Source organism: Mesorhizobium sp. M0437, from assembly GCF_040321335.1.
Lineage (GTDB): Bacteria > Pseudomonadota > Alphaproteobacteria > Rhizobiales > Rhizobiaceae > Mesorhizobium.
This window is the reverse complement of the sequence record NZ_JAMYRK010000013.1, coordinates 32732-58173: the sequence shown is the minus strand read 5'-3', so window position 1 is coordinate 58173 and position 25442 is coordinate 32732. Positions and strand designations below refer to the sequence as shown.

The following is a 25442-nucleotide window of genomic DNA, read 5'->3' as shown; positions in this document are numbered from 1 at the left end:
GCACAGACCCGGTACAACTGAGTGTGATTAAAGCGCGTTAATGTTACCGGTCGGTTAAACCTGTAGAATCAGACGCAAATTTTCTTAAAATATTCGAGGAAGGCTCTCAACTTCGTCGTCCTAGGATGACGAAACGACAGGCTTCGGCTGATCCCCAAGCGGCGCGATGTACCCGGAATCAGATCACCGCGGCGACACCGTGCAGGATCGGCTGCAGGCGCACCAGGCCGATATCCTCGCGTTCGAAGCGGCTGCCGACCTTGGTCAGCTTGGCCAGCACCTGCTCGCCTTCGTCGGGTCCGATCGGCGCGATGACGATGCCGCCGCTCGACAATTGGTCGAGCAGGAAGCGCGGTAGGCTGTCGAAGGCCGCCCAGGCGACGATGCGGTCGAACGGCGCTTCGTTGGCCAGCCCGTTGGAACCGTCCGCCTGGCGCACGATGACATTGCCGATGGCGAGCGCCTCGAGCCGCTGCCGGGCTTGTTCGGCCAGCGTCTTGTAACGGTCGATGGTGACGATCCGCGCGGCAAGCCGCGACATCACCGCCGCCGTGTAGCCGGACCCGGTGCCGATCTCGAGCACCCGGTTGCCCGGCTCGATGGCAAGTGCCGCGATCACCGCCGCCTGCAGGTCGGCGCCTTCGATGGCCTCGCCGCATTCGATCGGCAGCATACGGTCCGACCAGGCTATCGAGTGGAAATGCGGAGACAGAAAGCCGCGCCGCGGCGTCGCCTCGAAGGCGGCGATAAGCGCCTTCGGCACCGTCCCCCTGCCGCGCAGGCGAAGCAGGAAGGCAGCGAAACCTTCGCGCTCGTCGACCGTTGCAGCGTGGTTCAAGTTCATGCGAGCGCCTTGGCCAGTTGATCGCGGATTTCATGCGCGGTGAGATCGAGCTGCAGCGGCGTCACCGACACCAGCCGATTGCGCAAGGCATTGAGGTCGGTGCCTTGCTTGCCCTCGACTGGCTCGCGGCCGAAGCGCAGCCAGTAGTAAGGCAGGCCGCGCCCGTCGCGCCGCTCGTCGACCCACAGGCTGTGGACCAGCTTGCCCTGCGAAGTGACTACAGTTCCGGCGATCTCTTCCGGCGCACAGTTCGGAAAATTGACGTTGAGCAGCACGCCGTCCGGCAACGGCATGGCGACGAGCTTTTCGAGCAGGGCCGGCGCCAGCGCTTCGGTGGTCTCGTAGGGAACGACGCGGTCCTCGCCGACATAGGAATAGGCCTGGCTGATGGCGATCGATCGCACGCCGAGCAGCGCGCCTTCCATGGCGCCGGCGACCGTGCCCGAATAGGTGACGTCGTCGGCGATGTTGGCGCCGGAATTGACGCCGGACAGGATCAGGTCAGGCGCTGCGGGCAGGATCTTCTTCACGCCCATGATGACACAGTCGGTCGGCGTTCCGCGCACCGCAAAGTGCTTTTCGCCGATTTTCCTGAGCCGCAGCGGCTCCGAGATCGACAGCGAATGCGCATAGCCGGACTGATCCTGTTCCGGTGCCACCACCCAGACGTCGTCCGACAGCGTGCGCGCGATGCGTTCGAGTGATGCAAGGCCCTCGGCATGGATGCCGTCGTCGTTGGTCAGAAGGATGCGCATTATTTCGATTCGATCTTTTCCAGACCGCCCATGTAAGGCCGAAGCGCTTCAGGAATGGTTACGCTGCCGTCCTCGTTCTGATAATTTTCGATGACGGCAATGAGCGCACGGCCGACGGCGGTGCCCGAACCGTTCAGCGTGTGGACGAAGCGGTTGCCCTTGCCGTCCTTGTCCTTGTAGCGGGCGTCCATGCGCCGCGCCTGGAAATCGCCGCATACCGAGCACGACGATATCTCGCGATAGGCATTCTGGCCGGGCAGCCAGACCTCGATGTCGTAGGTCTTGCGCGCGCCAAAGCCCATGTCGCCGGTGCACAGCGTCATGGTGCGGAACGGCAGGCCGAGCCGCGTCAGCACCTCCTCGGCGCATTCGGTCATGCGCTCATGCTCGGCAACCGAAGTCTCCTGGTCGGTGATCGACACCAGCTCGACCTTGTAGAACTGGTGCTGGCGCAGCATGCCGCGCGTGTCGCGCCCGGCCGAGCCCGCCTCGGAGCGGAAGCACGGCGTCAGCGCCGTATAGCGCAGCGGCAGTTGTTCGTGCGGCGTGATCTCGTCGCGAACGAGATTGGTGAGCGGCACTTCGGCGGTTGGGATTAGGCCAAGCCTGCCGTCCCCGTGCCGAACGAAGAACAAATCCTCCTCGAATTTCGGCAGTTGCCCGGTCCCGAAAAGCACCTCGTCGCGCACCATCAACGGCGGCTGGATCTCTACATAGCCGTGCTCGGTGGTGTGCAGATCCAGCATGAACTGGCCGAGCGCGCGTTCCATCCGCGCCAGGCCGCTTTTGAGCACGATGAAGCGCGAGCCGGAAAGCCGTGCTGCCCGCTCGAAATCCATCATGCCGAGCGCTTCGCCGATCTCGAAATGCTCCTTCACCCAATTCGGCCGCGTCGGCACCTCGCCGACGACGCGTTTGACGACGTTGTCGTGCTCGTCCTTGCCGACCGGCACATCGTCGAACGGCACGTTTGGCAGCACTGCCAACGCATCGTTCAGCGCCTTGTCGAGCTCGCGCTCGCGCGCCTCGCCATTCTGGATGAAGGCCTTGATCTCGCCGACCTCGGCCTTCAGCCTTTCGGCAAGAGCTGCATCGCCCGAGCGCATGGCATTGCCGATCTCCTTCGATGCGGCGTTGCGGCGTTCCTGCCTGGTCTGCAGCTCGGTCAGATGCTCGCGCCGCGCCTCATCCGCGGCGATCAGGTCGTCGACCGTGGACTGCGCATCCTCAGCCGACCACGAGCGCTTCTTCAGCGCTTCGACAAGGGCCTTCGGGTTGTCGCGAATCCATTTGATGTCAAGCATGGTCTGTTCGTCCTCGGCACGGCGGTTTCGGGGCAAGGAAATGCCCAAAACAAAGACCAGAGGGCGTAAACCGCATCGATACAAGACGTCAAGGCAGAGTTCCTTCGCGCCGACCTCAGGTAGGCAGCACGCGCAACGTTCGATCGAAAGAACCCTGGAAACAAAAACCCGCCTCGAGAGGCGGGTTTTTGGAGCCAATTGGCACCATACTTAAATTAGTAGCATAGCTGCCGGCACAAAGCAAGAACAAAGTTGCTATGGCCGGCAAAAAAATGCTGCCCGCTTCAACCGAACCTATGTCGAAGACGCGTCCGCCGGCTTTTCGGCCACCTCTTCGGTGGCGTCCTGCTTTTCGCGGGCCACACGGTCGCGCTCCTTGCTGCGTTCGATCAGCCGGGCCGACCAGATCGAGACCTCGTAGAGCAGGATCGTCGGAATGGCGAGGCCGATCTGGCTCATCGGGTCGGGCGGCGTCAGCACCGCCGCCACCACAAAGGCGATGACGATCGCCCATTTGCGCTTCTCGGCCAGGGCCGTTGACGACAGCATGCCGACCCGCGTCATCAGGCTTGTCACCACCGGCAGCTGGAACACCAGGCCGAAGGAGAAGATCAGCGTCATGATCAGGCTGAGATATTCGGACACTTTCGGCAGCAGCGAAATCTGCACCTGGTCGTTGGTGCCGGTCTGCTGCATGGCGAGGAAGAACCACATCACCATCGGCGTGAAGAAGAAATAGACCAGCGATGCGCCCATCAGGAACAGGATCGGCGAGGCGATCAGGAACGGCAGGAAGGCGTTGCGCTCGTTTTTGTAGAGGCCGGGCGCGATGAATTTGTAGATCTGCGTGGCGATCAGCGGAAAGGCGATGACCATGCCGCCGAACATGGCGAGCTTGACCTGGGTAAAGAAGAACTCCTGTGGCGCCGTATAGATCAGCTCGACCTTGTGCGGGTCGAGCCCGGCCCATTGCGTCGCCCATCTGAACGGAATGACCAGAAGGTTGAACAGCCGCTTGGCGAAAAAGAAGCAGACCAGGAAGGCAACAAAAAAACCGCCGATCGACCAGATCAGCCGCCGGCGCAACTCGATCAGGTGCTCCATCAGCGGAGCCGACGATTTTTCTATCTCGTCCTTTTCCTTGTCCGAAACGCTCACTTGGCGGCTCCCGCCGTTTTCCTGGCGGCCGGCTTCTTCGTTGCTGACGCCGGCTTCTTCGCTGCTGACGACTGCGCTTTTTGCTCAGCTTTTGCGGCAGCCTTTGGCGCAGCAGTCTTTGCCGGCTTGGCCGGCGCGGCGGCCGCGGCTTTTGCGGGCGCTGGCTTCTTCTTTGCCGCAGGTGCTTCTTTCGGCACGGCCGCTGCAGCCGTTTGCGCCTGCACTGCCGGCGCTACGACGGACTCGTCCGTCATCGCCGGAAAGATCGGCGTCGGCTCCGGCGGGCTGACGCCCGGCGACGTTGTTGCGCCGTTCTTAAGCGGCTCGGCCGCCTGCTCCGTCGCAGCGGCGGCATCGACGGCCGGCTTGGGTTTCATCACTGCGTCGACGCCGGAACGGACGTCGGCGGCGGCCTGCTCGAATGGATTGAGCTGCTTCCTGATCTCGGCTGCCGGATTGAGGCTTCTCAGCGAATCGACCGACTTCTTGACGTCGTCGAGCTCGGCTTCCTTCAACGCATCGTTGAACTGCCGCTGGAAATCGGACGCCATGGCGCGCAGCTTCGCCGTTGTGCGGCCGAAGGTGCGCAGCATGTTGGGCAAATCCTTGGGCCCGACGACCACGATCATGACGATCGCGATCACCAGCATCTCGGTCCAGCCGACTTCGAACATGGCTATACGTTCCGACTAAAGTTTGGGCTCAGCTTTTGCTGGCCTTTTCCTTCGGTACCGAAACGGTTTCGTCGGCACGGTGTTCAACGGTACGCTTGTCCTCGGCAGTCTCGTCGTCCGCCATGCCCTTCTTGAAGCTCTTGATGCCCTTGGCCATGTCGCCCATCAACTCGGGAATCTTGCCGCGGCCGAACACCAGCAGCACGATCACCAGAACGATCATCCAGTGCCAAATCGAAAATGAACCCATAGCAAATCTCTCTCGAACGGTTTCCCAGACGCTGATCTATGCGCTTTCGGGTTCGGATTCAAACAGAACTGCGACAGAGTTCATGAATGAGTCGCCGAAGTCACGCACTTTCGGCACGGCGGCCCGCTACCAATCGGCGCAGTTCCATCCTGCCTGTGGCTTTAAGATGGCGCTCGGCTCAATCTTCCGTGACGCGCGGCGTCAAAAGGCCGAGTTCTTCGAGGTCGATGTCGGTCAGCGGATCCTCGTCGTCGGTGAGCGCATCGGGGTCGGCCGGCGGCAGCGGCACCGAGAAATTCGACGGCATGCGGCCGGACAGCAGCCCGGCACCCTTCAATTCCTCCATGCCGGGGAGATCACGTATCTCCTCCAGTGCGAAATGGTCGAGGAAAATGTGGGTCGTGCCATAAGTGACGGGACGGCCGGGCGTGCGGCGCCGGCCGCGCATCCTCACCCATTCGGTCTCCATCAGCGTGTCGAGCGTCCCCTTTGACGTCTCGACGCCGCGGATGTCCTCGATCTCGGCGCGCGTTACCGGCTGGTGGTAGGCGATGATCGCCAGCACTTCGAGGGCGGCGCGGGACAGCTTGCGCTGCTGCACCGTGTCACGGCTCATCAGGAAGGCGAGGTCGCCGGCGGTGCGAAACGCCCAGGCATCGCCGACGCGCACCAGATTGACGCCGCGCCGCGCATAGATCTGCTGCAGTTCGGCCATTGCCGCGGCAATGTTGATGCCGTCGGGCAGTCGCGAAGTGAGCTGTTTTTCGCTGACCGGCTCGGCGCTGGCGAATACGATCGCCTCGGCCATCCGTACGGCCTCCGCCATATGCAGCCGCTCGCCGGGATTCCGCGACAAATTCTGCCCCTGATTTTGTGCCGGGTTTTCGGCGACCGCGCCTTGCTCGGCGTCGTCGTCGACCTTGAACGGAATGACCGAAGCGTTGGCGCGTTCGTTCATGGTGTTACCTCGACTATCTTGATGGCCTGGGCGCGGCCGCGCAGATAAAGCGGCGCGAACACCTGGTCCTGCCGCATTTCCATCTTGCCTTCGCGCACCAGTTCCAGCGTCGCCGCAAACGAGCTGGCAACCGCGGTGCGCCGCTCTTCCGGGCCGGCCAGATATTCGACCAGGAAACTGTCGAGCGCCGTCCAGTCGCGCAGCGACCCGATCAGCCTGGTCAGCACGTCGCGCGCATCCTTGAGCGACCACACGCCGCGCCTGGCGATCGTCACATTGGTTATCGCCTGCTTCTGGCGCTGCTGGGCATAGGCGGTCAACAGGTCGTAGAGCGAGGCCGAATAAGCATTGCGCTTCTCGACGATGACCATTTCCGGCATGCCGCGTGCAAACACGTCGCGTCCGAGCCGGTTGCGGTTGACCAGCCGTGCCGCCGCGTCGCGCATCGCCTCCAGCCGCTTCAGCCGGAACTGCAGCACCGCCGCCAGTTCCTCGCCGCTTTCGCCTTCGTCGCCGGGCTGCTTGGGGATCAGGAGCTTCGACTTGAGAAACGCCAGCCATGCCGCCATCACCAGGTAGTCGGCGGCAAGCTCCAGTCTCAGAGCCCTCACCTTCTCGACGAAGGCCAGATACTGTTCGGCCAGCGCCAGGATCGAGATGCGCGACAGGTCGACCTTCTGATTGCGGGCAAGATGCAGCAGAAGATCGAGAGGACCTTCGAAGCCGGCCACATCGACGACCAACGCCGGATCGCCGGTCAGCCGGGAATCGTCGTTCTCGGCCCACAAGCGGTCCATCGGTGCGGCCTTGCCGGCCTTCAGGTCCAATGTCTCCGCCACTTCGCTTCCTTTGATGCTAGGCCACGGCGTCGAAATAACTGGCAAATTCGGCCCGAATCTCGGTCTCGTCCGCCACGTCGCGGTTCCTGATATAGGTCAGCGCCCGCTCCGCGCGCTCAAACGACTTGCCTTCCAGCCCGGTCGTGCGCGATGCAATGCCGGCCATCTCCTCGAACACGCCGTTGCAGTGAAGGACCAGATCGCAGCCCGCCGCAAGGATCGCCGCCGCCTTTGACGGGAAATCCCCAGAAAGTGCCTTCATCGAGGTGTCGTCGCTCATCAACAGGCCGTCGAAGCCGATTTCGCCGCGGATGATCTCTTCGATGACCTTGCCGGACGTGGTGGCCGGGTTCTTGGGGTCGATCGCGCTATAGACGACATGCGCCGTCATCGCCATCGGCAAATGGTTGAGCTCCCTGAACGGGGCAAAATCATGCCGCTGCAAATCGCCGATCGAGGCGTCGACGGTCGGCAGTTCGAAATGCGTATCGGCGAAGGCCCTTCCATGACCGGGAATATGCTTCATCACCGGCAGCACGCCGCCCGCCATCAGGCCTTCCGCCGCGGCGCGACCCAATTCGATGACGGCGCGCGGCTCCTTGCCATAGGCGCGCGCGCCGATGACGTCGCTGGCGCCCTCGATCGGCACATCGAGCACCGGCAGGCAATCCGCCGTGATGCCGTAGCGCAGCAGGTCGAAGGCATGCAGCCGCGCCATCAGCCAGGCGGCACGGGTGCCGGCGTCATGGTCGTCGCGCCACAAGGCGCCGAGTGCACCGGCAGCCGGATAGTTCGGCGCCAGCGGCGGCCGCAGGCGCTGCACGCGGCCGCCCTCCTGGTCGATGAATACCGGCGCGTCCGCACGCTCGACGCAGTCGCGCATGGCGGCGACCAGATCGCGGATCTGCTCGGTCTCGCCGATATTGCGCGCAAACAGGATGAAGCCCCACGGGCATTCGTTGCGATAGAAACGGATCTCGTTGCGGGTCAGTGATTTCCCGGCGCAGCCGAGGATCATGGATTTTGATTCGGTCATGCGGAACAGTTTAGAGCTTCGCGCCGACAAAGGGAATCGCCCGTAATTGCCTTCAGAGGTTTCCGTTCACGCAAAAAAGCCGGCGCGGACGCCGGCTTTTCGAGGGGCCTTGATGCCTAGTGGGACACGAAGCAATTGCCGCCGGCAGCCTTGTAGCTGGTGCACAGTTTGATCGCCTCGTTGCGAGACTGCGCCGGAACGCGGACGCGGTAGAAGGTGCCCTTGCCGGCGATCTCGGCCTTGACGATGTTGGCGGTGCGGCCGGAAAGCACGCTGCCGTAGCGGCGCTGCAGATCCTGGTAAGTCGCCTGGGCGCTTTCGACTGTCGGCTGCGAAGCGATCTGTATCGACCACGAACCAGCCCCGGCCGCGGCCGGATCGATGGAAGCGACCTGATCGGGCTTGACCTCGCCAACCACATCGACCGGCTGGTCGGACGGGCGCTGCGGCGCCACCGGAACCGTGGCCGGGGTGCTGGCGGACTGCTTGCTGGCTGACGCCTGGGCCTTGGCTTCAGCCTTTGTGTCGGGCTTGGGCGCCGGCTGCAGCTTGGAGGTTTCGGCCTGATCGCCGCTCGCCTGGTCGCCACTCGGCTGGTCATCAATCTTCGGATCGCTTGTTATTTGGTCGATCAGGGGCACGGTGCCGGTCTGCGCGGCGGCGGCGGCCTGGGCCGACGGAGCCACGTGCTGCGGCGCCGGATCGGCCGGCTCGGCAGCAGCCATCTGCGGGGCGGCAGGCGCCGGATCCTCGCGCGCCACCAGCGAGCCGTCAGGTTTCACGCCCATCGTCCGTACCTTGCGCGGCGCAACGGCGACGATCTCGGGGGTTGCACCCTTCTCGGCCTCCTGCAGAACCTGCGCGATGCGATCCTCGGACTTGGGCGCCGGTGCGGCGGCGGTTTCGGCAGCGCCAGCCGCACTGGCGCCAAGCGTGCTGGAGTCAGACGCGCTGGTGCCGGGCGCATTGGTGCCAGACCCGCCGGTGTCGGACGCCGCGGTGCCGGGCGCGTCGATATCGTCCGCGGCATCGGGGTCATTGGGCGAAAGATCGACGACGCGGCTCTCCGGTTCGTTGGCCTTCAGGTCCACAGGCTCTTCGGTGTTGGTGACCAGCTTCTGCTGAACCGGCTCGGCGGGCTTGGTGCCCTTGACCACAGCGTCATAAACCTTGTTGTCCTGGTTCGGCACGACGGTGCCGCCTGGATTTTCCGGCTTGATCTTGATCGGCCTGTTGTCGGCCTTGACGATAACCGGCGCATCGCCGCCGCTCTTGCCGCCGAGGGTCAACGCAAAGGCGCCAAGGCCTCCGGCGATCGCCACGGCGCCGACCACCGCACCTATCAGCAGCCCGCGCCGGCGCGGCTGCCTTTCGGCCCCGCGTTCGGCAAGGCCCGGAACCGACATCTCCTCGTCCAGTTCGGGATCGTAGTCGAGCTCATCGAAGGTGAAATCGTCGGCCTGCGAAACCGGCTGGCCACCGGGCAATGGGCCCAGATCGAAACCGTCCGCTGCATCGGCATAGGAAGCGGCTGCCGCGCTGACGGGCGCTTCCGCAGGCTTGGCGCCATAGGCGCGCGTCTCGCTACGATCTTGCTTATACCCAGACACGAAGCCGGCATCGTATTCATCGTCATAGCCAGCACTGCGCACCGGGGCAGGCGCTATATCCGTTGCATTCATTTCGGTGAGAAGGCTGGCAAAATCGGCATCGAGATCGTCGTAGGCGGGCGCCACCGGCTCGTCATCGTCGAAGTTGAGCTCCGGAATGTCGAGATCGTCCGCCAGCGCCACGACGCGCTCGGGTACGTCGACCGTCTCGACATCGGGCATCTCGTCATAGGCGGAAGGCTGTTGATGCGAGGTTGGTGCAGCTTCCACGTAGGCGGGCCGATCTTCATAGGATGACCTATCTTCACGGGATGCCTGGCCTTCATAGGACGGCCTCTCTTCGACCGGTGCGGCCCGATAGGACGGCGTTGCAGCCGGCTGCGGCGGTGGTGCCGGACGCGCCGAAGCCACCGGCTGGCTTGCAAAAGCGGGTTGAGGCTGTGCGACCGGTGTCACGCGGCTCCACGAGCGGGCCGGCTCGGGCGGTGTGGCGCGTGTCGTCAGCCAGTTCAGCGCATCGAGCGGGTCTTCCTCGGCAGCAGCTGCCGCACTCTTGTCGGCCGAGTCGTGATCCAGGCCGATATTCCTGGCGAAGTCGGCATCGAGCGCATCGCTGTCGAGATCATCCGCGGGTCCGGCAGCGGCTTCAACACCGAAATCCTCGCCTTCAAGCTCATCGAGGAGGACACTGCCGAGATCGGCGTCATCGGCGGCACTGGACTGCTGCGGCTCAGCGGGCTCGTGCTCGTCGAGTTCCCAATCCAGCTCGTCGACAGCATGCACCGGCTCGTTGGCGACGTCTTTGACCGCCGCCATTGGCTGTTCAGCGGCCACTGCTGGCTTCTGAATTACCGGCGCGATAGGCTGCTGAACAGCCATCACGGGCTTCTGGGCAGTCTGCGGGCTTGTCTGAGGTTCGTTGACCACTTGTGCCGGCCGTGTGCTCATCGCACCGAGCAGCGCGTTCAGTTCGTCTTCCAGGCTGCGTTCCTCAGCCACTGGGGCCGTCGGGACGACAGCGGCCGGCGCCGCTGGTTCGGCCGCAACCTGCGCCACGGGCTCTTCGGCTTCCTCGGCAGGCGCATCGTCGAAGCTCAGATCGAAATCGTCGTCGAACGCCGCTTCAGCGGCCGTGCCGGAAAGCCGGGCGGCCTCTGGCTCTTCGATCGACTGCTCTTCGATAAACTCTGGTTCTTCGATTTCGGCAGGCCCGTCCGAGCGAACGTCGAAGTCCATCTCGACATCGGCCATGGCATCATCGAAATGGCCGGCAAGATCCTCATCGGCCGAAACCGCATCAACCGGCGATGCCGGGGCGGCGACGTTTTCCGCCGGCTCATGCTCGTCGAACATCAGCTCGTCTTCGAGCGAGCTTGCAACGGCATCGTCGAACTCGTCATCGAACGCAGGCGCGGCCGCTTGCGCGGCGGTTTCAACGGCGACGGTCTGCTCCATCGGCTCATGCTCTTCGAGCATCAGCTCGTCTTCGAGCGAACTTGCCACGGCGCTGTCGAACTCATCCTCGAAGGCGGGCTCGTCGACCGGCTCGATCGCCTCGGCTGCGGCCCTGGGTTCATCCTCGCCGGTCACCGCGATCTTGGCCGTCACATCGTCGTGCCGAAAATCCTGGTCGAGCGAGGCGGCAAGTTCGTCGTCACTCGAAAGGTCGTCCTCGAACGGCGACACGTCTTCGAGCGAGCCGGCGATGCCGTTATCGAACTCGTCGTCGAGCTCCGGCTCGACGGAGGGAGCGAACGCCCTTTCGGGGGCGGAGGCAATTTCGTCGGCGGCAACAGGAGCGGCCGCAACAGGAGCAGCATCATCCGCCGCACTGTCGTCGAACGCGAAATCCTGTTCGAACGAGGCAGCAAGCGCGTCCTCCATTTCGTCGGCGGCGGCCGGTTCGGGTGTCGGCTCGCGAAGCTTGGCAGGGGAAGCATTGTCATTGGCGTCGGCGCCGAATTCGCCCATCAACTCCTTCTCGAGATCGATCTCGAAATCGCCCTCGTCCACCGACGGTTCGGCGGCAGCGGTTTTCGGCTGTGCCGGCGTTTGCGGTTTGACCGGCTGGCGCGGGTCGAACCCCATGATCCTGGTCAGTTCCGCGAACGGATCATCGTTGGCGATGTCGTTGTGGTCGGCTGCTCTCAGCTGGGTTCTGTCTGCCATTATTGTTCCCGAACTCGCACTCATTCGGACGCCATGGACGTCGCGTAGGGTTGGCCCTTACCAGCGCAATGTGGGCAAAAGGTGACAGGTTTTTTACTCAAACCTAACGCATTTCGGTGGGCGCATTGGCTCCGATCAGCGTCAGGCCGGACGTCAAAACGTCCGAAACAGCCTGCACCAGCCCTAGTCTGGCATGCGTCAATTGTCGGTCGTTAACCTTAACAAAACGTAAGTCGGGATTATCGGTGCCCCGGTTCCAGTGTCCGTGGAAGCTGGAAGCGAGTTCGTAGAGGTAAAATGCCAGCCGGTGGGGCTCGAGCGCGAGCGCCGCGGCTTCGATCAGCCGAGGATATTCGGCGAGCTTCCTGATCAGGCCGATCTCGCCCTCGTCGGTCAGCAAAGCCACTTCGGCGGCCAGCTGGTTGCGGTCGAACATGGCCTCGCCCAATTGCTCGCTCGCCTGCCGGAACACCGAATGGCAGCGCGCCGAGGCATACTGCACGTAGAACACCGGATTGTCCTTCGACTGCTCGGTCACCTTGGCGAAGTCGAAGTCGAGCGGCGCGTCGTTCTTGCGGTAGAGCATCATGAAGCGAACTGCATCTCGTCCAACTTCTTCGATGACCTCCCGAAGAGTGACGAAATTCCCAGTTCGCTTTCCCATCCGCACCGGCTCGCCGGCGCGAAACAGCCTCACCAGCTGGCAAAGCAGCACGGTAAGCTTGACCTCGTCGCCGGCAATCGCCCGGGCAAGCGCTTCCAGCCGTTTCACGTAGCCGCCGTGATCGGCGCCAAGCACATAGATCAGGTTGACGAAGCCGCGATCGACCTTGTCCTTGAGGTAGGCGACATCGGCGGCGAAATAGGTGAAGGTGCCGTCCGACTTGACCAGCGCCCGGTCCATGTCGTCGCCGACCGCGGTCGAGCGGAACAGCGTCTGCTCGCGGTCCTCCCAGTCCTCCGGCTTCTCGCCCTTGGGCGGCGGCAGCTTGCCCTTGTAGATGTGGCCCTTCAGCGTCAGGTCGCTGATCGCCGAGCGAATCTTCTTGGCATTGTTGGCATGCAATGTGCGCTCTGAGAAAAAGACGTCGTGATGCACGTTGAGCAGCGCCAGATCCTCACGGATCATCGCCATCATCGCATCGATCGTCCTGTCCTTGACGATGGCAAGCGCCTCTTCGTCCGGCATCTGCAGCAGGGAGCGGCCGAATTCGCTGGCCAGCGCCTGACCAACGGGGATCAGATAGTCGCCTGGATAAAGCCCGGCCGGAATGTCGCCGATCTCATCGCCGAGCGCTTCGCGGTAGCGCAGCATGACTGAGCGTCCGAGCACGTCGATCTGCGAACCGGCATCGTTGATGACGTATTCCTTGGTCACGTCGTAACCGGCGAAGGCCATCAGATTGGCCAGCGCGTCGCCGACCACAGCACCCCGGCAATGGCCGACATGCATCGGGCCGGTCGGGTTGGCCGAGACATATTCGACATTGGTTTTCTTGCCGCCGCCGATAGTCGAGCGGCCGTAGTTGCGGCCTTCTTCGAGCAGCGCCGTCAGATGCGCCTGCCAGAAGCCGTCCTTGAGCCTGAGATTGACGAAGCCCGGGCCGGCGATCTCGGCGGCCGCGATATCCTCGTCGGCGCGCAGCGCCTCAGCCAGCCTTTCGGCCAGCGCACGCGGGTTCTGGCCGGTCGGCTTGGCCAACACCATGGCAGCGTTGGTCGCGAGATCGCCATGGCTGGCATCGCGCGGCGGCTCGACGGCGATGCGCGACAGGTCCGGCGACACGCCATCCTTGTCTTTCAAATCAAGCGCTTCGACGGCCTTTATGATTCGCGCGTTGAAATCGGCGAAGATGTTCATTGCTGTGGCTCTGACGGTTTTGCAGGGATCCGGCTCGTTGGCCGGCAAAATCGCGCCCGCCCTAGCTCAAATCCGGCGTATGGTCAAACAAACGCCTGTGTTCCTTGAGTGCATAAGTGTCCGTCATGCCAGCCAGGAAATCGGCAACGCTGCGCGCCTTGACGCGGTCCTCTGCCCGGTCGAGCCCTTCGCGCCAGCCATCCGGCATGGCGCGCGGATCGGCGAAATAGACGTCGAACAGGTCCCTGACGATCTGGTCGGCATCGGCGCGCACCCGCATGACCTCCGCATGCCGGTAGAGGTGCTTGTAGAGAAAGGCCTTCAGCTCCTTTTCCAATACGGCCGTCTCGGCGGAGAAGCTCACCATCGGCTCGCCGGCCGCCCTTACCGCTTCGGCGCTGTCAGGCTTGATGCGCGCCAGATTGGCCGTCGTCGAGACGATCACGTCCTCGACCATGATGGTGATCTGCCGGCGCATCAGCTCGTGGCCGGTGCGTACGTCATCGAGCGCCGGATAGCGCTGACGCACGCCCTTGAGGATCGACCCCGGCAGCGAGACGCCTTCCAGCATATCGAGCGTCAACAGCCCTGCCCTCAAGCCGTCATCGATGTCGTGGGTGTTGTAGGCGATGTCGTCGGCAATCGCCGCGCACTGCGCCTCGATACCAGCGAAGCGGTCGAGCTCGAGGTCGTGCAGTTCGGAATAGTCGCGGATAGCCTGCGGCACCGGCCCCTTCAGCCCTTTCCCCTTGGCATCGGTCAGCGGGCCATTGTGCTTGACCAGCCCCTCCAGCGTTTCCCAGGTGAGGTTCAGCCCATCGAACTCGGCATAGCGCCGCTCCAGCCGCGTCACCACACGCAGCGACTGTGCATTGTGGTCGAAGCCGCCCCAGGCGGCCATCTTGTCGTTCAGCGCGTCCTCGCCGGTATGGCCGAAGGGCGTGTGGCCGAAGTCGTGCACCAGGGCCACCGCCTCGGCCAGGTCCTCGTCGCCGCGCAGCGCCCGCGCCAGAGCGCGTGCGATTTGCGCGACCTCGATCGAATGCGTCAGCCTGGTGCGGTAATGATCGCCTTCGTGTGCGACGAACACTTGCGTCTTGTGCTTCAGCCGGCGGAACGCCGTCGAATGGATGATGCGGTCGCGGTCGCGCTGGAAGGGCGTGCGCGTCGGGCTTTCCACCTCGTCGAACAGCCGCCCGCGCGACTTCGCCGGGTCGCTGGCATAGGCCGCGCGCGGCCGATAGCCGAATCCGATGTCGCCCAACTCATTGGTCATAGCGTATGCCGCAGTTGACTTGCCCCGTCGCGCTTCATACCTATCATACGAAACCGAAAGCAAGGTGACGCCCATGGGCGCTGATGCCAAGACCGCCATGAAAGTCGAGATGACCGACGCCGCCGCCAGGCGGATCGCCAAGATTGTGGCGAGCGAAGCCGGCAAGACGGCGCTGCGCGTTTCGGTCGAGGGCGGCGGCTGTTCCGGCTTCTCCTACAAGTTCGACCTGGTCGACAGGCGCAATGACGACGACGTCGCCATCGAGAAGGACGGCGCCACCGTGCTGATCGACGACCTGTCGCTGGTCTATATGGGCGGCTCGGTGATCGATTTCGTCGACGATCTGATGGGCCAGTCGTTCCAGATCAGAAACCCCAATGCGGTCGCCTCCTGCGGCTGCGGCACCAGCTTCTCGATCTAGAAATGCCCGACATCGGCGCGGTCCGTCAGGTCGCGCTTTCCGCCGGGCGCGACCTCGATGCGACGCTGGCGTTCTGGCGCGAGGTGCTCGGCATGAACCTGCATGCGCGTTTCGATCCGCCGGGCATCGCCTTTATCATGGCCGGTGACGTGCGCCTGCTTTTCACCGACGGCCTGCCTGCCGGCACCGTCTATCTCGACATATCGGGCCTCGACGAGTTCCACGCTTCGGCAAGGGCCGCGGGTGTTCCCTTCACCGCGCCGCCGGCGCTCGTCCATCGCGACACCGAAGGCCTGTTCGGCCAGGCGGGGGAAAGCGAATGGATGGCCTTCCTAAAGGACCCGGCAGGCAATACGATCGGCCTTGTCGAACGTCATCCACCGGATCGCTAGTCTCCGGACCACCAGCCTATCGAGGCCGTCATGAAAATCGTCACCTGGAACATCAACGGCGTTCGCGCCCGCATCGGCAACTTGACCCATTGGCTGACGGAAAGCGCGCCCGACATCGCCTGCCTGCAGGAGATCAAGACGGTCGACGAGCAGTTTCCCCGCGCCGAGATCGAGGCGCTCGGCTACAATGTCGAGACTTACGGCCAAAAAGGCTTCAACGGCGTCGCCATCCTGTCGAAGCTGCGTTTCGACGAGGTCAATCGCGGCTTGCCGGGCGACGATGCCGACGAGCAGGCGCGTTTCATCGAGGGCGTGTTCTCGACCGACAAGGGCGCCTTGCGCGTTGCCTCGATCTATCTGCCGAACGGCAACCCGATCGACGACGAGAAGAAGTTCTCCTACAAGCTTTCCTGGATGGCGCGACTTGAGCGCTGGGCCGAGGAGCGGCTTGCTCTGGAAGAGCCGCTGGTCCTGGCCGGCGACTACAATGTCATTCCCGAGCCGATCGACGCGAAGTATCCGGAAAACTGGCTAAGCGATGCACTGTTCCAGCCCGCGACGCGGCAAGCGTTCCGGCGGCTGAAGAATCTCGGCTTCACCGAAGCCGTGCGTGCCGTCACCGACGCCCCGGACATTTTTACGTTCTGGGACTATCAGGCCGGCGCCTGGCAGAAGAACAACGGCATCCGCATTGACCACCTGCTTCTGTCGCCCGAAGCCGCCAACTGGTTTTCCTCGGCTTCGATCGAAAAACAGGTGCGCGCCTGGGAAAAACCCTCCGACCACGTGCCGGTGGCGATCGATCTGGCGCTGCAGCCGGCCTGACCGGAGCTGCTGTCCGGCGGCACAATGATAAGTTGACCTCTTATCGCCACAAATCGCGCGCTTAATGAGAAATCATCATGGTGGCTGGGGTTCCCATGACTACTCGATTTGCACTTTGCCCGATCGGCTGCGCGCTTGCGATGGCGGTGGCGACGCCGGCTTTTGCCGATGCAGAGTGCCTGGCTAACGGCAAATCATTCCAGATCGGCCGGGTCGCCTGCCTGACGCTTGCCGGCCAAAGCTACCTCGCCCGTTGCGAGATGGTGCTCAACAACACATCCTGGACAAAGCAGCGGGATGGCTGCCCGGAGAACACGCTGGCCCCACATCTGCAGGGCACGCCGATCTCAACACCGGCGCCCAGCGGCATGCCGGCGGAACCGACCGACAATTGATCTCAAAACGGAAATTCTGCCGACCTATTGGTCGCCGCCACCCTTGGTGAGGATGTCGTCGGCCAGCGAGATCGCGGTGCGGCGGTCGGCTTCGCCGGCGGCCGCAAACGCTTCTTCCTGCATGCCGCGGATCCATGGCTGGTCGGCGGGTGAGGCCCGTTCGAGCGCCGCGGTCATCATCGCCAGCCCCCGCACGATCTTGCCGCTTTGGAAAAGCAGGTTGCCGAGCGTCGCCTGCGCGCCCGCATGGCCCTTTTCGGCCGCCAGCTGGAACCAGCGTCCGGCCTGCTTGACGCTGGCCTTGACGCCGCCCTCACCCTTGAGGAACATCTGGCCCATCTCGAACTGGGCGTTCGGGTTGCGGTAGTTGGCGGCGGCACGCATGTAATATTCCTGGGCCGCCACCTCGTTCTCCTCGACGGGGCTGCCGGGAATGCCCTTCCTCAGATAGTCGCCGAGCGCCACCAGCGCGTCCGAAACATAGCTTTCCTCGGGCGAACCGGGCTCGACATCCTGGTCGACGATCTCGCTGAAGAACTTGAACGCCGCGTAGTCGTCTCGCGCCACGCCATCGCCTTCGGCATACATGCGCGCAAGCTTCCAGGTGGCGCCGATCTGGCCGTTCTCGGCGGCATATTTATAGGCTTCCGCGGCCTGCTCCTTATGGCCGTTCTTGTAGGCGGAAAAGCCGAACTGGAACACCGCCCACGGGCTCGACTGCGGCTTCACGCCGGTCTTGTCGTCGAACACCTTGTCGTCGAAGGCCATGGCCTGGCCGACGGCGCCCAAGGTCGCGCCAAACGTGGCGAGCGCAACCAGTGCCGAAAGGACAGACGACCTCAACAACTCAGATGTCCGCATAGCAGTGTGTTTCTTTGGCACCGCCGGGATGGGTGACCGCGCCGTCGCGGGCAGGTCCGACCGTCTGTGCGTATTTCCAGATCGCGCCCGACTGATAGTCGGTCGTGCGCGCCTTCCATGATTTTGCCCTCGCCGCCAGTTCGGCCTTGGACAATGCAACCTCGATCGTGCCGTTCACCGCATCGATCGAAATCAAGTCGCCATCCCTAAGCAGCCCGATCGGGCCGCCCACTGCCGCTTCCGGCCCGACATGGCCGATGCAGAAACCGCGCGTTGCGCCCGAAAAACGCCCGTCGGTGATGAGCGCTACCTTGCCGCCCATGCCCTGGCCGTAGAGAGCCGCCGTCGTCGACAGCATTTCGCGCATGCCCGGGCCGCCGCGCGGACCCTCGTAACGGATGACGAGAACCTCGCCTTCGCTATAGTTACGGTGCGTAACAGCCTCGAAACATTCCTCTTCCGAATCGAAGCAGCGTGCCGGACCCGAGAATTTGAGTTCCGCCATGCCTGCGACCTTCACGATCGCGCCTTCGGGGGCAAGGTTACCCTTCAAGCCCACGACCCCGCCGGTCTGGGTAATCGGCCTATTGGCGGGACGGACCACATCCTGGCTGTCATTCCAGGAAACATGTTCCATATTTTCGGCCAAAGTGCGGCCGGTCACCGTCAGGCAATCGCCGTGAAGATAGCCATGGTCGAGCAGCGTCTTCATCAAGAGCGGAATGCCGCCGGCCTCGAACATGTCCTTGGCGACGTATTTGCCGCCCGGCTTGAGGTCGGCGATATAGGGTGTTTTCTCGAATATCTTGGCCACGTCGAAAAGATCGAACTTTATCCCGGCCTCGTGCGCGATCGCCGGCAGATGCAGCGCCGCGTTGGTCGAGCCGCCGGTGGCCGAGACCACGGTCGCGGCATTTTCCAACGCTTCTATAGTAACGATGTCGCGCGGGCGGATGTTCCTTGCGATCAGCTCCATGATCTTTTCGCCGGAAGCGAAATTGAAGCGGTCTCGCATCTCGTAGGGTGCCGGCGCGCCGCAGGAATAGGGCAGCGCCAGGCCGATCGCCTCAGCGACGGTGGCCATGGTATTGGCGGTGAACTGGGCGCCGCAGGAGCCGGCCGACGGACAGGCGGCTTGCTCGATCTCGAGCAGCTCGGCGTCGCCGATCGTGCCGACCGAATGCTGGCCGACCGCCTCGAACACGTCCTGCACGGTGATCTGCCGGCCACGGTAGCTGCCGGGCAGTATCGAGCCGCCATAGATGAAGATCGACGGTACGTTGAGGCGCACCATGGCCATCATCATGCCGGGCAGCGACTTGTCGCAACCGGCCAATCCAACCAGCGCATCGTAGCAATGGCCGCGCATGGTGAGCTCGACCGAGTCGGCGATGACCTCGCGCGACACCAGCGACGACTTCATGCCCTGATGACCCATGGCGATGCCGTCGGTGACGGTGATGGTGCAGAATTCGCGTGGCGTGCCGTTGGCGGCCGCCACGCCCTTCTTGACCACTTGCGCCTGGCGCATCAGCGAGATGTTGCAGGGGGCGGCCTCGTTCCAGCAGCTGGCGACACCGACCAGAGGCTGCGCGATCTCGGCCGCCGACAGCCCCATTGCATAAAGGTAGGAGCGATGCGGCGCCCGCTCGGGACCAACGGTCACGTGGCGGCTCGGCAGCTTGGCCTTGGAGATCGCTCTGGCGTCCATACTCGTCCTTGCCGCGGGCGGTGCGGCCTGCCTCTTCGCCTAGCCTTTTGGCGCATGTCCCGAGACAGGTTCGAGGTGCGCCGGGTTTATGGCGGGAAATAGGCAATGTTCTCGGGCGGCCGGGCGACGCGAGGGTTGTTCAGAAACTGTTGCCAAAACGTCACAATTATCGGAGCGAACATCATGGGGGGCAATTTGTTGCATTGGCCGAATGCCGGATGACGCACCGAACAAAACGGCCGGGCAGCGCCCGGCCGTTTTGTCGTTTAAAATTCAATAGTTAGAACTTGATCTTGACGGAAGCCGAACCAGCGAGAAGCAGGTCGTTGCCGTAGGTGTAGGTAACGGCATTTGCCACGTCGCCGACACCGCTGAAAGTCGATGACCCGCTCGTCAGCACACCGATCGAGCCGCCGAGCCTGACCTCGACCTGGTCGTTCGGCGAATAGGAGACGCCGCTGGCGACGGCCCAGGTATCCGACTGATAGCCGGAGGTCGTCGAGGTGCCGCGATCCCAGGTCAGCGAAACCACGCCCGACAATTGATCGGTGAACTTGTGCCCGATACCGCCCGTGACCGTCCAGCCGTCGCGATAAAGCAGGTCGAATGAAACGGGCGAGGGCAAACCGGTTACCGGACTGCGCACGCCATTGATGGCAATGACGCCAAGCTTGCTCCACTCCTGCCAGCGGATGGAACCAAAGGCCAGCCAGCCAGGAGCTATGCCGCTCTGCAGCTTGAATTCCAGAGCCTGAGGTATCTCAGCCGACGCCGAGACTGGGTACACGCCGGTAGAGCCGGGAATCAGATCCGCTGGAAAGGCGCCCCTGAAGCCGGTCGTGTCGACGGTTCCCGACAGCCCGTCATATTTGTAGCTCGAAGAGTACATCAGGCTGGCGCGCAGAGCGATCTCGGGGATCTCATAGGCTGCGCCCGCACGCCAACCCCATGCCTCGTCGGATAGCTTGAAGACACCGAGGCCGGTATTGCCGAAGGCGAGCAGTGTCTGACGGGAAAGAAACGCGTCTACCTGCTGGTAGGAGACACCGCCGATGAATCGTACGGAGCCCTTGCCGACGTTCACCTTATAGGAGCAGGTGAGACCGAAATCGTCTGTGTCGACGGCGTATTTGACCGCTGTCGGCGAATAGGCGTTGTTCATGCCGAAATTCGCGTCCGCACCATACGGTCTCGTATAGGTGGCAAGACAGTCTACGGGCTCAAAGATGTTGGCCTTGATGCCGACATGCGGCACCGCATAATCGCCACCAACGTCCACCGCCGATGTCGACAAACCCGAGCCATCGAGACGCTGCACATTCTTGAGTTTGCGCTGTGGCGAAACATAGGTGACGCCTGCGTCGAACGAATATGGCGCCGCGTCGAACAGCTGGTCGATGTTGACGCCGCCCCGGTCAAAGCCCCCGGCCTGCACCGTCCCAGCCAAAGCCAGCGAAAAAGCCCCCGCGCCCAGCAGCACTTTCAGACGCGAATAACACATGAATCTCCTCCCCGAAATATCCTTGCATCAAGCTAGAACCAATTCAGGTTAACGGCGCAACAACGAATTCGCCGTGCGTACATGTACAGCTTGGCTGAACGCATTTCCGACAAGGTGTCGGCCTTCTTACCGAGGCGGGAAAATGGCCGCCACAATACAGATCGACGAGAAAACTCGGGAAAAACCCCTAAATCACTACAAAACAGGGCATTTTGCGTGCCCAATTAGCCATTGTTACATTACGGCAACAATGGGGCAAAAACATTCAGTTTGCCTCAAGATTTACGCTGCGGAATGCCCGTTTTCGTGGCAGGCGGCCTGTCTGGAAGGCAGATTCGTGACCGGCGAATCTATTGCGGCCAGCAGGCCCAATTTGTTTGATCAGCCGGCCCAATCTGTTCGATCAACTTGTTTGATCAGCCGGCCCAATCTGTTCGATCAACCGGCCCAATCTATTCGATCAACCGGCATCGCGCACCCGCGCCAATGCCACCGAAAGCTTCTCTTGCGCCTCGCGATATTCGGCGAGTTTTTCACGCTCGGCCTCCACCACCTCTTCCGGCGCGTTGGCGACGAATTTCTCGTTGGACAGCTTCTTGTAGAGCCGCGCTATTTCCTCGGTCACCTTCGCAAGCTCCTTGTGCAGGCGCGCTGCCTCGGCGGCAAGGTCGATCAGGCTGCCGAGCGGCAGGCAGATCGTCGCCTCGTTGACGACGATCTGGGCGGATCCCCTGGGTGGCGCCTCGGCGAGCGAGATGTCGCCGACCCGCGCCAGACGCTTGATAGCCGAGCTCTGACGCTCGAGCCTTTCGTGTGTCGCGTCGTTGGCGCCGATCACCACGAGCGGTGCGATAGCCGCCGGCGGCACGTTCATCTCCGAACGCACCGAGCGGATGCCGGAGACAAGGTCGATCAGCCAGTTGATATCGGCGGCGGCCGCCTCGTCCTCGAAGTCGGGCGACGGCCATGCCGCATGACAAAGCAGCGATTGCCGTTGCCTGCCCTCGCCGGCGGTTTCGGCCCACAGTTCCTCGGTCATGAACGGCATCATCGGATGCAGCAGCTTGTAGATCTCGTCGAGCACGAAGGCGACGCAGGCCCTGCTCTCGGCCTTGGCGGCCTCGTCGGTGCCCATGAACACCGGCTTCAGCAGTTCCAGGTACCAGTCGCAGAACTGGTTCCAGACGAAGCGGTAGGCGGCACCCGCCGCCTCGTTGAAGCGGTATGAGGTGATGCCGTCCGTTATGTCGCGCGCGGCTCGCGTCAGCTCCGTCAGGATCCAGCGGTTGACCGCCAGCTTGGCGTCCTGCAGCCAGAAATCGTCGTCGCGCGCCACTTCGTTCATCTCGGCGAAGCGCGTCGCGTTCCACAGCTTGGTGCCGAAATTGCGATAACCGGCAATGCGGGCCGGATCGAGCTTAACATCGCGGCCTTGCGCTGCCATCACAGTCAAGGTGAAGCGCAGCGCATCGGCGCCGTATTCGTCGATGAGCTCGAGCGGATCGATGACGTTGCCTTTCGACTTCGACATCTTCTGCCCGTTCTTGTCACGAACCAGCGCGTGGACGTAGACCGTATGGAACGGCTCCTGGTCCATAAAATGCAGGCCCATCATCATCATGCGGGCGACCCAGAAGAAGATGATGTCGAAACCGGTCACCAGCACGTCGGTCGGGTAATAGGTCTTCAGCTCCGGCGTCTGGTCCGGCCAGCCAAGCGTCGAGAACGGCCACAGCGCCGACGAGAACCATGTATCGAGCACGTCCTCGTCGCGGGTCAGGATCTCGCCAGGCTGGAAATTCTCAAGCTTGTCCTCGACCCAGGCCTTCCACGGCCCTTCCAGCGCCAGATAGTATTCGACGGCGGCACCGAGCGCCTCTTCCTCGGTCTTTTCGACAAAGACATGCCCGTCCGGCCCGTACCAGGCCGGGATCTGGTGGCCCCACCAGAGCTGGCGCGAAATGCACCAGGGCTGGATGTTTTCCATCCAGTCGAAATAGGTCTTTTCCCAGTTTTTGGGCACGAAATTGGTACGGCCCTCGCGCACCGAGGCGATCGCCGGCTTGGCCAGTTCCGCCGTATTGACATACCACTGGTCGGTCAGAAACGGCTCGATCGGCACGCCGCCGCGGTCGCCGTGCGGCACCGTGTGGCGATGCGGCTCGACCTTCTCGAGAAAGCCGCCCGCCTGCATCAGCTCGACGATCTTCTTGCGCGCATCGAAACGGTCGAGGCCGTCGAGGCTGTCCCAGACGGCCTGGCGCTCCGGCGTCACTTCCAGTCCGGCGAGAAAGTCCTCATTGTCCTTGAGGCTCACCGCCGCATTGACGGTGAGGATGTTGACCGCCGGCAGCCGGTGGCGCTTGCCGACCTCGAAATCATTGAAGTCATGCGCCGGCGTGATCTTGACCGCACCACTGCCTTTTTCGGGATCGGAATACTCGTCCGCCACCACCGGGATCCTGCGGCCGACGATCGGCAGGATGAGGTTCTTGCCGACGAGATGCCGGAAACGTTCGTCGTCGGGGTGGACGGCGACAGCCGTATCACCCAGCATCGTCTCCGGGCGGGTCGTCGCAACGGTGATGAAGGTCTTCGGATTTTCCGGATCGAAGGTCATGCCTTCGACCGGATAGCGGAAGTGCCAGAGGTTGCCGTTGACTTCCTGCTGCTCGACCTCGAGATCCGAGATGGCGGTCAACAGCTTCGGGTCCCAATTCACAAGGCGCTTGTCCTTGTAGATCAGCCCTTCCTTGTAGAGCGTCACGAACACTTCGAGCACGGCCTTGGACAGGCCCTCGTCCATGGTGAAGCGCTCCCGGCTCCAGTCGGCCGAGGCCCCGAGCCGCTTCAGCTGGTTGAGGATGGCGCCGCCGGATTCTGCCTTCCATTCCCACACCTTGTCGATGAACTCATCGCGCGTCAGGTCGCGGCGGTGAATCTGCTTTTCTATAAGCTGGCGCTCGACCACCATCTGCGTGGCGATGCCGGCATGGTCCATCCCCGGCTGCCACAGCACGTTCTTGCCGCGCATGCGCTCGAAGCGCACCAGAATGTCCTGCAGCGTGTTGTTGAGCGCATGACCCATATGCAGCGAGCCGGTGACGTTCGGCGGCGGGATGACGATGGTGAAGGCTTCAGCCCCCTCCTCGGCCCCGGCACCGGCCCGAAACGCGTCGGCCTCTTCCCAGATCCTGGCAATCTTCGGCTCGACGGCTTTGGCGTCGTAGGTCTTTTCGAGCATGGGAAAACGGTCCGCGCTGTCCGGAATTTGTGGTCCGGTGTAAATCGGAAGGTTGTTGCCAAGTCAACCGCAAGGGCGGCATGGCCAATAGATAGCGCCGGGATGGTTCGGTGCAACTCGCGGGACTGAATGTTGCAAGGCAATCGCTTCAGGTTTGCGCTGACTGTGCGAATGCCGCTGCCGGGCATTTCTCCCCGTATAGTGACGGGGAGAAAAACGCCTGCACTGAAGCTTTCGCCAGTCACGAACGTTGCGGAAAAGGCGCCTAAATTGCGGTCAACCCCTTCTCCCCGTCACTATACGGGGAGAAGGTGCCGGCAGGCGGATGAGGGGCAGCGCCGACTTCGACAATTCGCCGGTCCAGCGCCGCCCATTGGCGGCTCTCCGAATTGCTACTGCGCGCCGCGCGCGACGCGCTCGATTTCCTCGCGCACCAGCCGCTCGACCAGCGTCGGCAGGTTGTTGTCCAGCCAGTCCTGCAGCATCGGCCGCAGCATCTCCTCGGCCATCTCGTCGAAGGTCTTCTTGCTGCGGCTGGCAAACGCGTCTGAAAGCTCACCGAAGGCGGCGGCAACCTGCCGGCCCGTATGCTCCGAAAGGATCGCCGGCCGAAGGGACGGCGCCTCGCTGGCCGCCGGACGCGCCAATCCGATTCTAGAAGATTCCGGGCCGATTTTAGAACGTTCCGGGCCGCTTTCCGAAGGCTCCGGCCCAATTTCCGAAGGCTCCGGCACAGGTTCAGCAGTCGCCTCGTTCTCGAAAACCTCGGCTTTCGGCTCGGCGTCCGGCGTCCGGCGTGGCTCGGCGCGCTCCGGCTTGGCCATCGCGTCGCCGACCGCCGCGATCTCGCGCCGCCAATCGGCGATGATGGTGTCGGTCGTCTCGGCAGCCTTGGCTGTCGCAGGCCGATCCGGCTTTGCGGGAGCGGTGTTCACCTCAGCCAGCGTCACCGCTGCCTTTTCCGGGCCGGCGCGCAGCGGCGTTTCCAGGGGCTCAATGACCGGCGCGGCCGTTGGCTGCACCTCGGCGCGCGTGGCCGGCTTGGCGATCTCCAGTCCGCCGCGCAGTTCGGAGCGGAACGCATCCCCCTCCGCTGCCAGTCCGGCTGCCGGCGCCGGTTGCAGATCCTGGCGCAGCTCGTCGGCGTCGCCCGGCTGCTTGCGGCCGGTATCGCTGTCCTCGATGATCCTTCTGATGGAAGCTAGTATTTCTTCCATGGAAGGTTCGCGCTGTACGCTGCTTGCCGTCGCCATCGTCACATCCGCCGCCCTTGTGACTCGTTCTCAGATTTCCTGTCCGGCAATGCCGGATTCGAATCATGGCAACAGCGTAACCGACGGAACGGCTTGCGAGAATCC

21 protein-coding genes are annotated in these 25442 nt (G+C 63.1%); 4 read left to right on the top strand and 17 right to left on the bottom strand.

Annotated elements, in window-relative coordinates; translation table 11 throughout:
* Positions 1 to 178: 178 nt before the first annotated feature.
* The 12 genes from NKI72_RS11050 to NKI72_RS10995 form a co-directional block, all read right to left on the bottom strand.
* Positions 179 to 844 (bottom strand): protein-L-isoaspartate(D-aspartate) O-methyltransferase, encoded by a 666-nt coding sequence (locus NKI72_RS11050; RefSeq protein WP_352500868.1) that lies wholly within the window; start codon positions 842 to 844, stop codon positions 179 to 181.
* Positions 841 to 1599, bottom strand: a complete 759-nt coding sequence (gene surE / locus NKI72_RS11045) for a 5'/3'-nucleotidase SurE (protein ID WP_352539743.1) — start codon at positions 1597 to 1599, stop codon at positions 841 to 843. Before surE ends, NKI72_RS11050 begins: the two co-directional genes overlap by 4 nt.
* Positions 1599 to 2903: a serine--tRNA ligase gene (serS, locus tag NKI72_RS11040; protein ID WP_352850151.1), complete on the bottom strand. Its 1305-nt coding sequence runs from the start codon at positions 2901 to 2903 to the stop codon at positions 1599 to 1601. Before serS ends, surE begins: the two co-directional genes overlap by 1 nt.
* Positions 2904 to 3197: 294 nt before the next feature.
* Positions 3198 to 4061 carry a twin-arginine translocase subunit TatC gene (gene tatC, locus NKI72_RS11035; RefSeq protein ID WP_023678927.1) on the bottom strand — a complete coding sequence of 288 codons (864 nt, stop codon included), beginning with the start codon at positions 4059 to 4061 and terminating at the stop codon, positions 3198 to 3200.
* Positions 4058 to 4735, bottom strand: a complete 678-nt coding sequence (tatB, locus tag NKI72_RS11030) for a Sec-independent protein translocase protein TatB (RefSeq protein WP_352850150.1) — start codon at positions 4733 to 4735, stop codon at positions 4058 to 4060. Before tatB ends, tatC begins: the two co-directional genes overlap by 4 nt.
* 28 nt (positions 4736 to 4763) lie before the next feature.
* Positions 4764 to 4985, bottom strand: coding sequence for a twin-arginine translocase TatA/TatE family subunit (locus NKI72_RS11025; protein WP_352490594.1), 222 nt, complete (start codon positions 4983 to 4985; stop codon positions 4764 to 4766).
* Positions 4986 to 5163: 178 nt separating this feature from the next.
* Complete coding sequence (gene scpB / locus NKI72_RS11020) at positions 5164 to 5943, bottom strand: SMC-Scp complex subunit ScpB (protein ID WP_352831530.1); 780 nt, start codon at positions 5941 to 5943, stop codon at positions 5164 to 5166.
* Positions 5940 to 6740, bottom strand: coding sequence for a segregation and condensation protein A (locus tag NKI72_RS11015; protein ID WP_023678931.1), 801 nt, complete (start codon positions 6738 to 6740; stop codon positions 5940 to 5942). Before NKI72_RS11015 ends, scpB begins: the two co-directional genes overlap by 4 nt.
* A 58-nt stretch (positions 6741 to 6798) precedes the next feature.
* Positions 6799 to 7818: a beta-N-acetylhexosaminidase gene (gene nagZ, locus NKI72_RS11010; protein ID WP_352831528.1), complete on the bottom strand. Its 1020-nt coding sequence runs from the start codon at positions 7816 to 7818 to the stop codon at positions 6799 to 6801.
* 116 nt (positions 7819 to 7934) lie between these two features.
* Positions 7935 to 11597, bottom strand: coding sequence for an SPOR domain-containing protein (locus NKI72_RS11005; RefSeq protein ID WP_352850149.1), 3663 nt, complete (start codon positions 11595 to 11597; stop codon positions 7935 to 7937).
* A 103-nt stretch (positions 11598 to 11700) separates the two neighbouring features.
* A complete protein-coding gene (gene argS, locus NKI72_RS11000) occupies positions 11701 to 13458 on the bottom strand; it encodes an arginine--tRNA ligase (protein ID WP_352850148.1) in 1758 nt (585 codons plus the stop codon).
* Positions 13459 to 13519: 61 nt separating this feature from the next.
* Complete coding sequence (locus NKI72_RS10995) at positions 13520 to 14734, bottom strand: deoxyguanosinetriphosphate triphosphohydrolase (RefSeq protein ID WP_352831522.1); 1215 nt, start codon at positions 14732 to 14734, stop codon at positions 13520 to 13522.
* A gap of 73 nt (positions 14735 to 14807) precedes the next feature.
* Here NKI72_RS10995 and erpA point away from each other — a divergent pair, with 73 nt between their 5' ends.
* The 4 genes from erpA to NKI72_RS10975 all read left to right on the top strand — a co-directional run bounded on the left by erpA (position 14808) and on the right by NKI72_RS10975 (position 16767).
* A complete protein-coding gene (gene erpA / locus NKI72_RS10990; protein ID WP_254818314.1) occupies positions 14808 to 15155 on the top strand; it encodes an iron-sulfur cluster insertion protein ErpA in 348 nt (115 codons plus the stop codon).
* A gap of 2 nt (positions 15156 to 15157) precedes the next feature.
* Entirely contained in the window at positions 15158 to 15547 is a 390-nt protein-coding gene (locus tag NKI72_RS10985; RefSeq protein ID WP_352470415.1) for a VOC family protein, read from the top strand.
* Between the two features lie 30 nt (positions 15548 to 15577).
* Positions 15578 to 16372 carry an exodeoxyribonuclease III gene (gene xth / locus NKI72_RS10980; RefSeq protein WP_023678937.1) on the top strand — a complete coding sequence of 265 codons (795 nt, stop codon included), beginning with the start codon at positions 15578 to 15580 and terminating at the stop codon, positions 16370 to 16372.
* A gap of 77 nt (positions 16373 to 16449) precedes the next feature.
* A complete protein-coding gene (locus NKI72_RS10975; protein ID WP_023678938.1) occupies positions 16450 to 16767 on the top strand; it encodes a hypothetical protein in 318 nt (105 codons plus the stop codon).
* A gap of 24 nt (positions 16768 to 16791) precedes the next feature.
* Here the strand turns inward: NKI72_RS10975 and NKI72_RS10970 are convergent, their stop codons facing one another.
* From NKI72_RS10970 to NKI72_RS10950, 5 genes are all read right to left on the bottom strand, one after another.
* A complete protein-coding gene (locus tag NKI72_RS10970) occupies positions 16792 to 17628 on the bottom strand; it encodes a tetratricopeptide repeat protein (protein WP_023678939.1) in 837 nt (278 codons plus the stop codon).
* Complete coding sequence (ilvD, locus tag NKI72_RS10965) at positions 17615 to 19339, bottom strand: dihydroxy-acid dehydratase (RefSeq protein ID WP_352816843.1); 1725 nt, start codon at positions 19337 to 19339, stop codon at positions 17615 to 17617. The genes NKI72_RS10970 and ilvD overlap by 14 nt, the downstream gene beginning before the upstream one ends.
* 280 nt (positions 19340 to 19619) lie before the next feature.
* Entirely contained in the window at positions 19620 to 20840 is a 1221-nt protein-coding gene (locus tag NKI72_RS10960; RefSeq protein ID WP_352500879.1) for an OmpP1/FadL family transporter, read from the bottom strand.
* A 460-nt stretch (positions 20841 to 21300) separates the two neighbouring features.
* Entirely contained in the window at positions 21301 to 24084 is a 2784-nt protein-coding gene (locus NKI72_RS10955) for a valine--tRNA ligase (RefSeq protein WP_352831520.1), read from the bottom strand.
* A 392-nt stretch (positions 24085 to 24476) separates the two neighbouring features.
* On the bottom strand, positions 24477 to 25337 hold the full coding sequence (locus NKI72_RS10950; protein ID WP_352831518.1) for a DUF2497 domain-containing protein: 861 nt from the start codon (positions 25335 to 25337) through the stop codon (positions 24477 to 24479).
* Positions 25338 to 25442: the final 105 nt, after the last annotated feature.

What these genes read in the sequence shown, in the direction of transcription:
- NKI72_RS11050 (WP_352500868.1), bottom strand. Translation starts at nt 844, where the DNA reads ATGAACTTGAACCACGCTGCAACGGTCGACGAGCGCGAAGGTTTCGCT.
- surE (WP_352539743.1), bottom strand. Translation starts at nt 1,599, where the DNA reads ATGCGCATCCTTCTGACCAACGACGACGGCATCCATGCCGAGGGCCTT.
- serS (WP_352850151.1), bottom strand. Translation starts at nt 2,903, where the DNA reads ATGCTTGACATCAAATGGATTCGCGACAACCCGAAGGCCCTTGTCGAA.
- tatB (WP_352850150.1), bottom strand. Translation starts at nt 4,735, where the DNA reads ATGTTCGAAGTCGGCTGGACCGAGATGCTGGTGATCGCGATCGTCATG.
- NKI72_RS11025 (WP_352490594.1), bottom strand. Translation starts at nt 4,985, where the DNA reads ATGGGTTCATTTTCGATTTGGCACTGGATGATCGTTCTGGTGATCGTG.
- scpB (WP_352831530.1), bottom strand. Translation starts at nt 5,943, where the DNA reads ATGAACGAACGCGCCAACGCTTCGGTCATTCCGTTCAAGGTCGACGAC.
- NKI72_RS11015 (WP_023678931.1), bottom strand. Translation starts at nt 6,740, where the DNA reads ATGGACCGCTTGTGGGCCGAGAACGACGATTCCCGGCTGACCGGCGAT.
- nagZ (WP_352831528.1), bottom strand. Translation starts at nt 7,818, where the DNA reads ATGACCGAATCAAAATCCATGATCCTCGGCTGCGCCGGGAAATCACTG.
- NKI72_RS11005 (WP_352850149.1), bottom strand. Translation starts at nt 11,597, where the DNA reads ATGGCAGACAGAACCCAGCTGAGAGCAGCCGACCACAACGACATCGCC.
- argS (WP_352850148.1), bottom strand. Translation starts at nt 13,458, where the DNA reads ATGAACATCTTCGCCGATTTCAACGCGCGAATCATAAAGGCCGTCGAA.
- NKI72_RS10995 (WP_352831522.1), bottom strand. Translation starts at nt 14,734, where the DNA reads ATGACCAATGAGTTGGGCGACATCGGATTCGGCTATCGGCCGCGCGCG.
- erpA (WP_254818314.1), top strand. Translation starts at nt 14,808, where the DNA reads ATGGGCGCTGATGCCAAGACCGCCATGAAAGTCGAGATGACCGACGCC.
- NKI72_RS10985 (WP_352470415.1), top strand. Translation starts at nt 15,158, where the DNA reads ATGCCCGACATCGGCGCGGTCCGTCAGGTCGCGCTTTCCGCCGGGCGC.
- xth (WP_023678937.1), top strand. Translation starts at nt 15,578, where the DNA reads ATGAAAATCGTCACCTGGAACATCAACGGCGTTCGCGCCCGCATCGGC.
- NKI72_RS10975 (WP_023678938.1), top strand. Translation starts at nt 16,450, where the DNA reads ATGGTGGCTGGGGTTCCCATGACTACTCGATTTGCACTTTGCCCGATC.
- NKI72_RS10970 (WP_023678939.1), bottom strand. Translation starts at nt 17,628, where the DNA reads ATGCGGACATCTGAGTTGTTGAGGTCGTCTGTCCTTTCGGCACTGGTT.
- ilvD (WP_352816843.1), bottom strand. Translation starts at nt 19,339, where the DNA reads ATGGACGCCAGAGCGATCTCCAAGGCCAAGCTGCCGAGCCGCCACGTG.
- NKI72_RS10960 (WP_352500879.1), bottom strand. Translation starts at nt 20,840, where the DNA reads ATGTGTTATTCGCGTCTGAAAGTGCTGCTGGGCGCGGGGGCTTTTTCG.
- NKI72_RS10955 (WP_352831520.1), bottom strand. Translation starts at nt 24,084, where the DNA reads ATGCTCGAAAAGACCTACGACGCCAAAGCCGTCGAGCCGAAGATTGCC.
- NKI72_RS10950 (WP_352831518.1), bottom strand. Translation starts at nt 25,337, where the DNA reads ATGGCGACGGCAAGCAGCGTACAGCGCGAACCTTCCATGGAAGAAATA.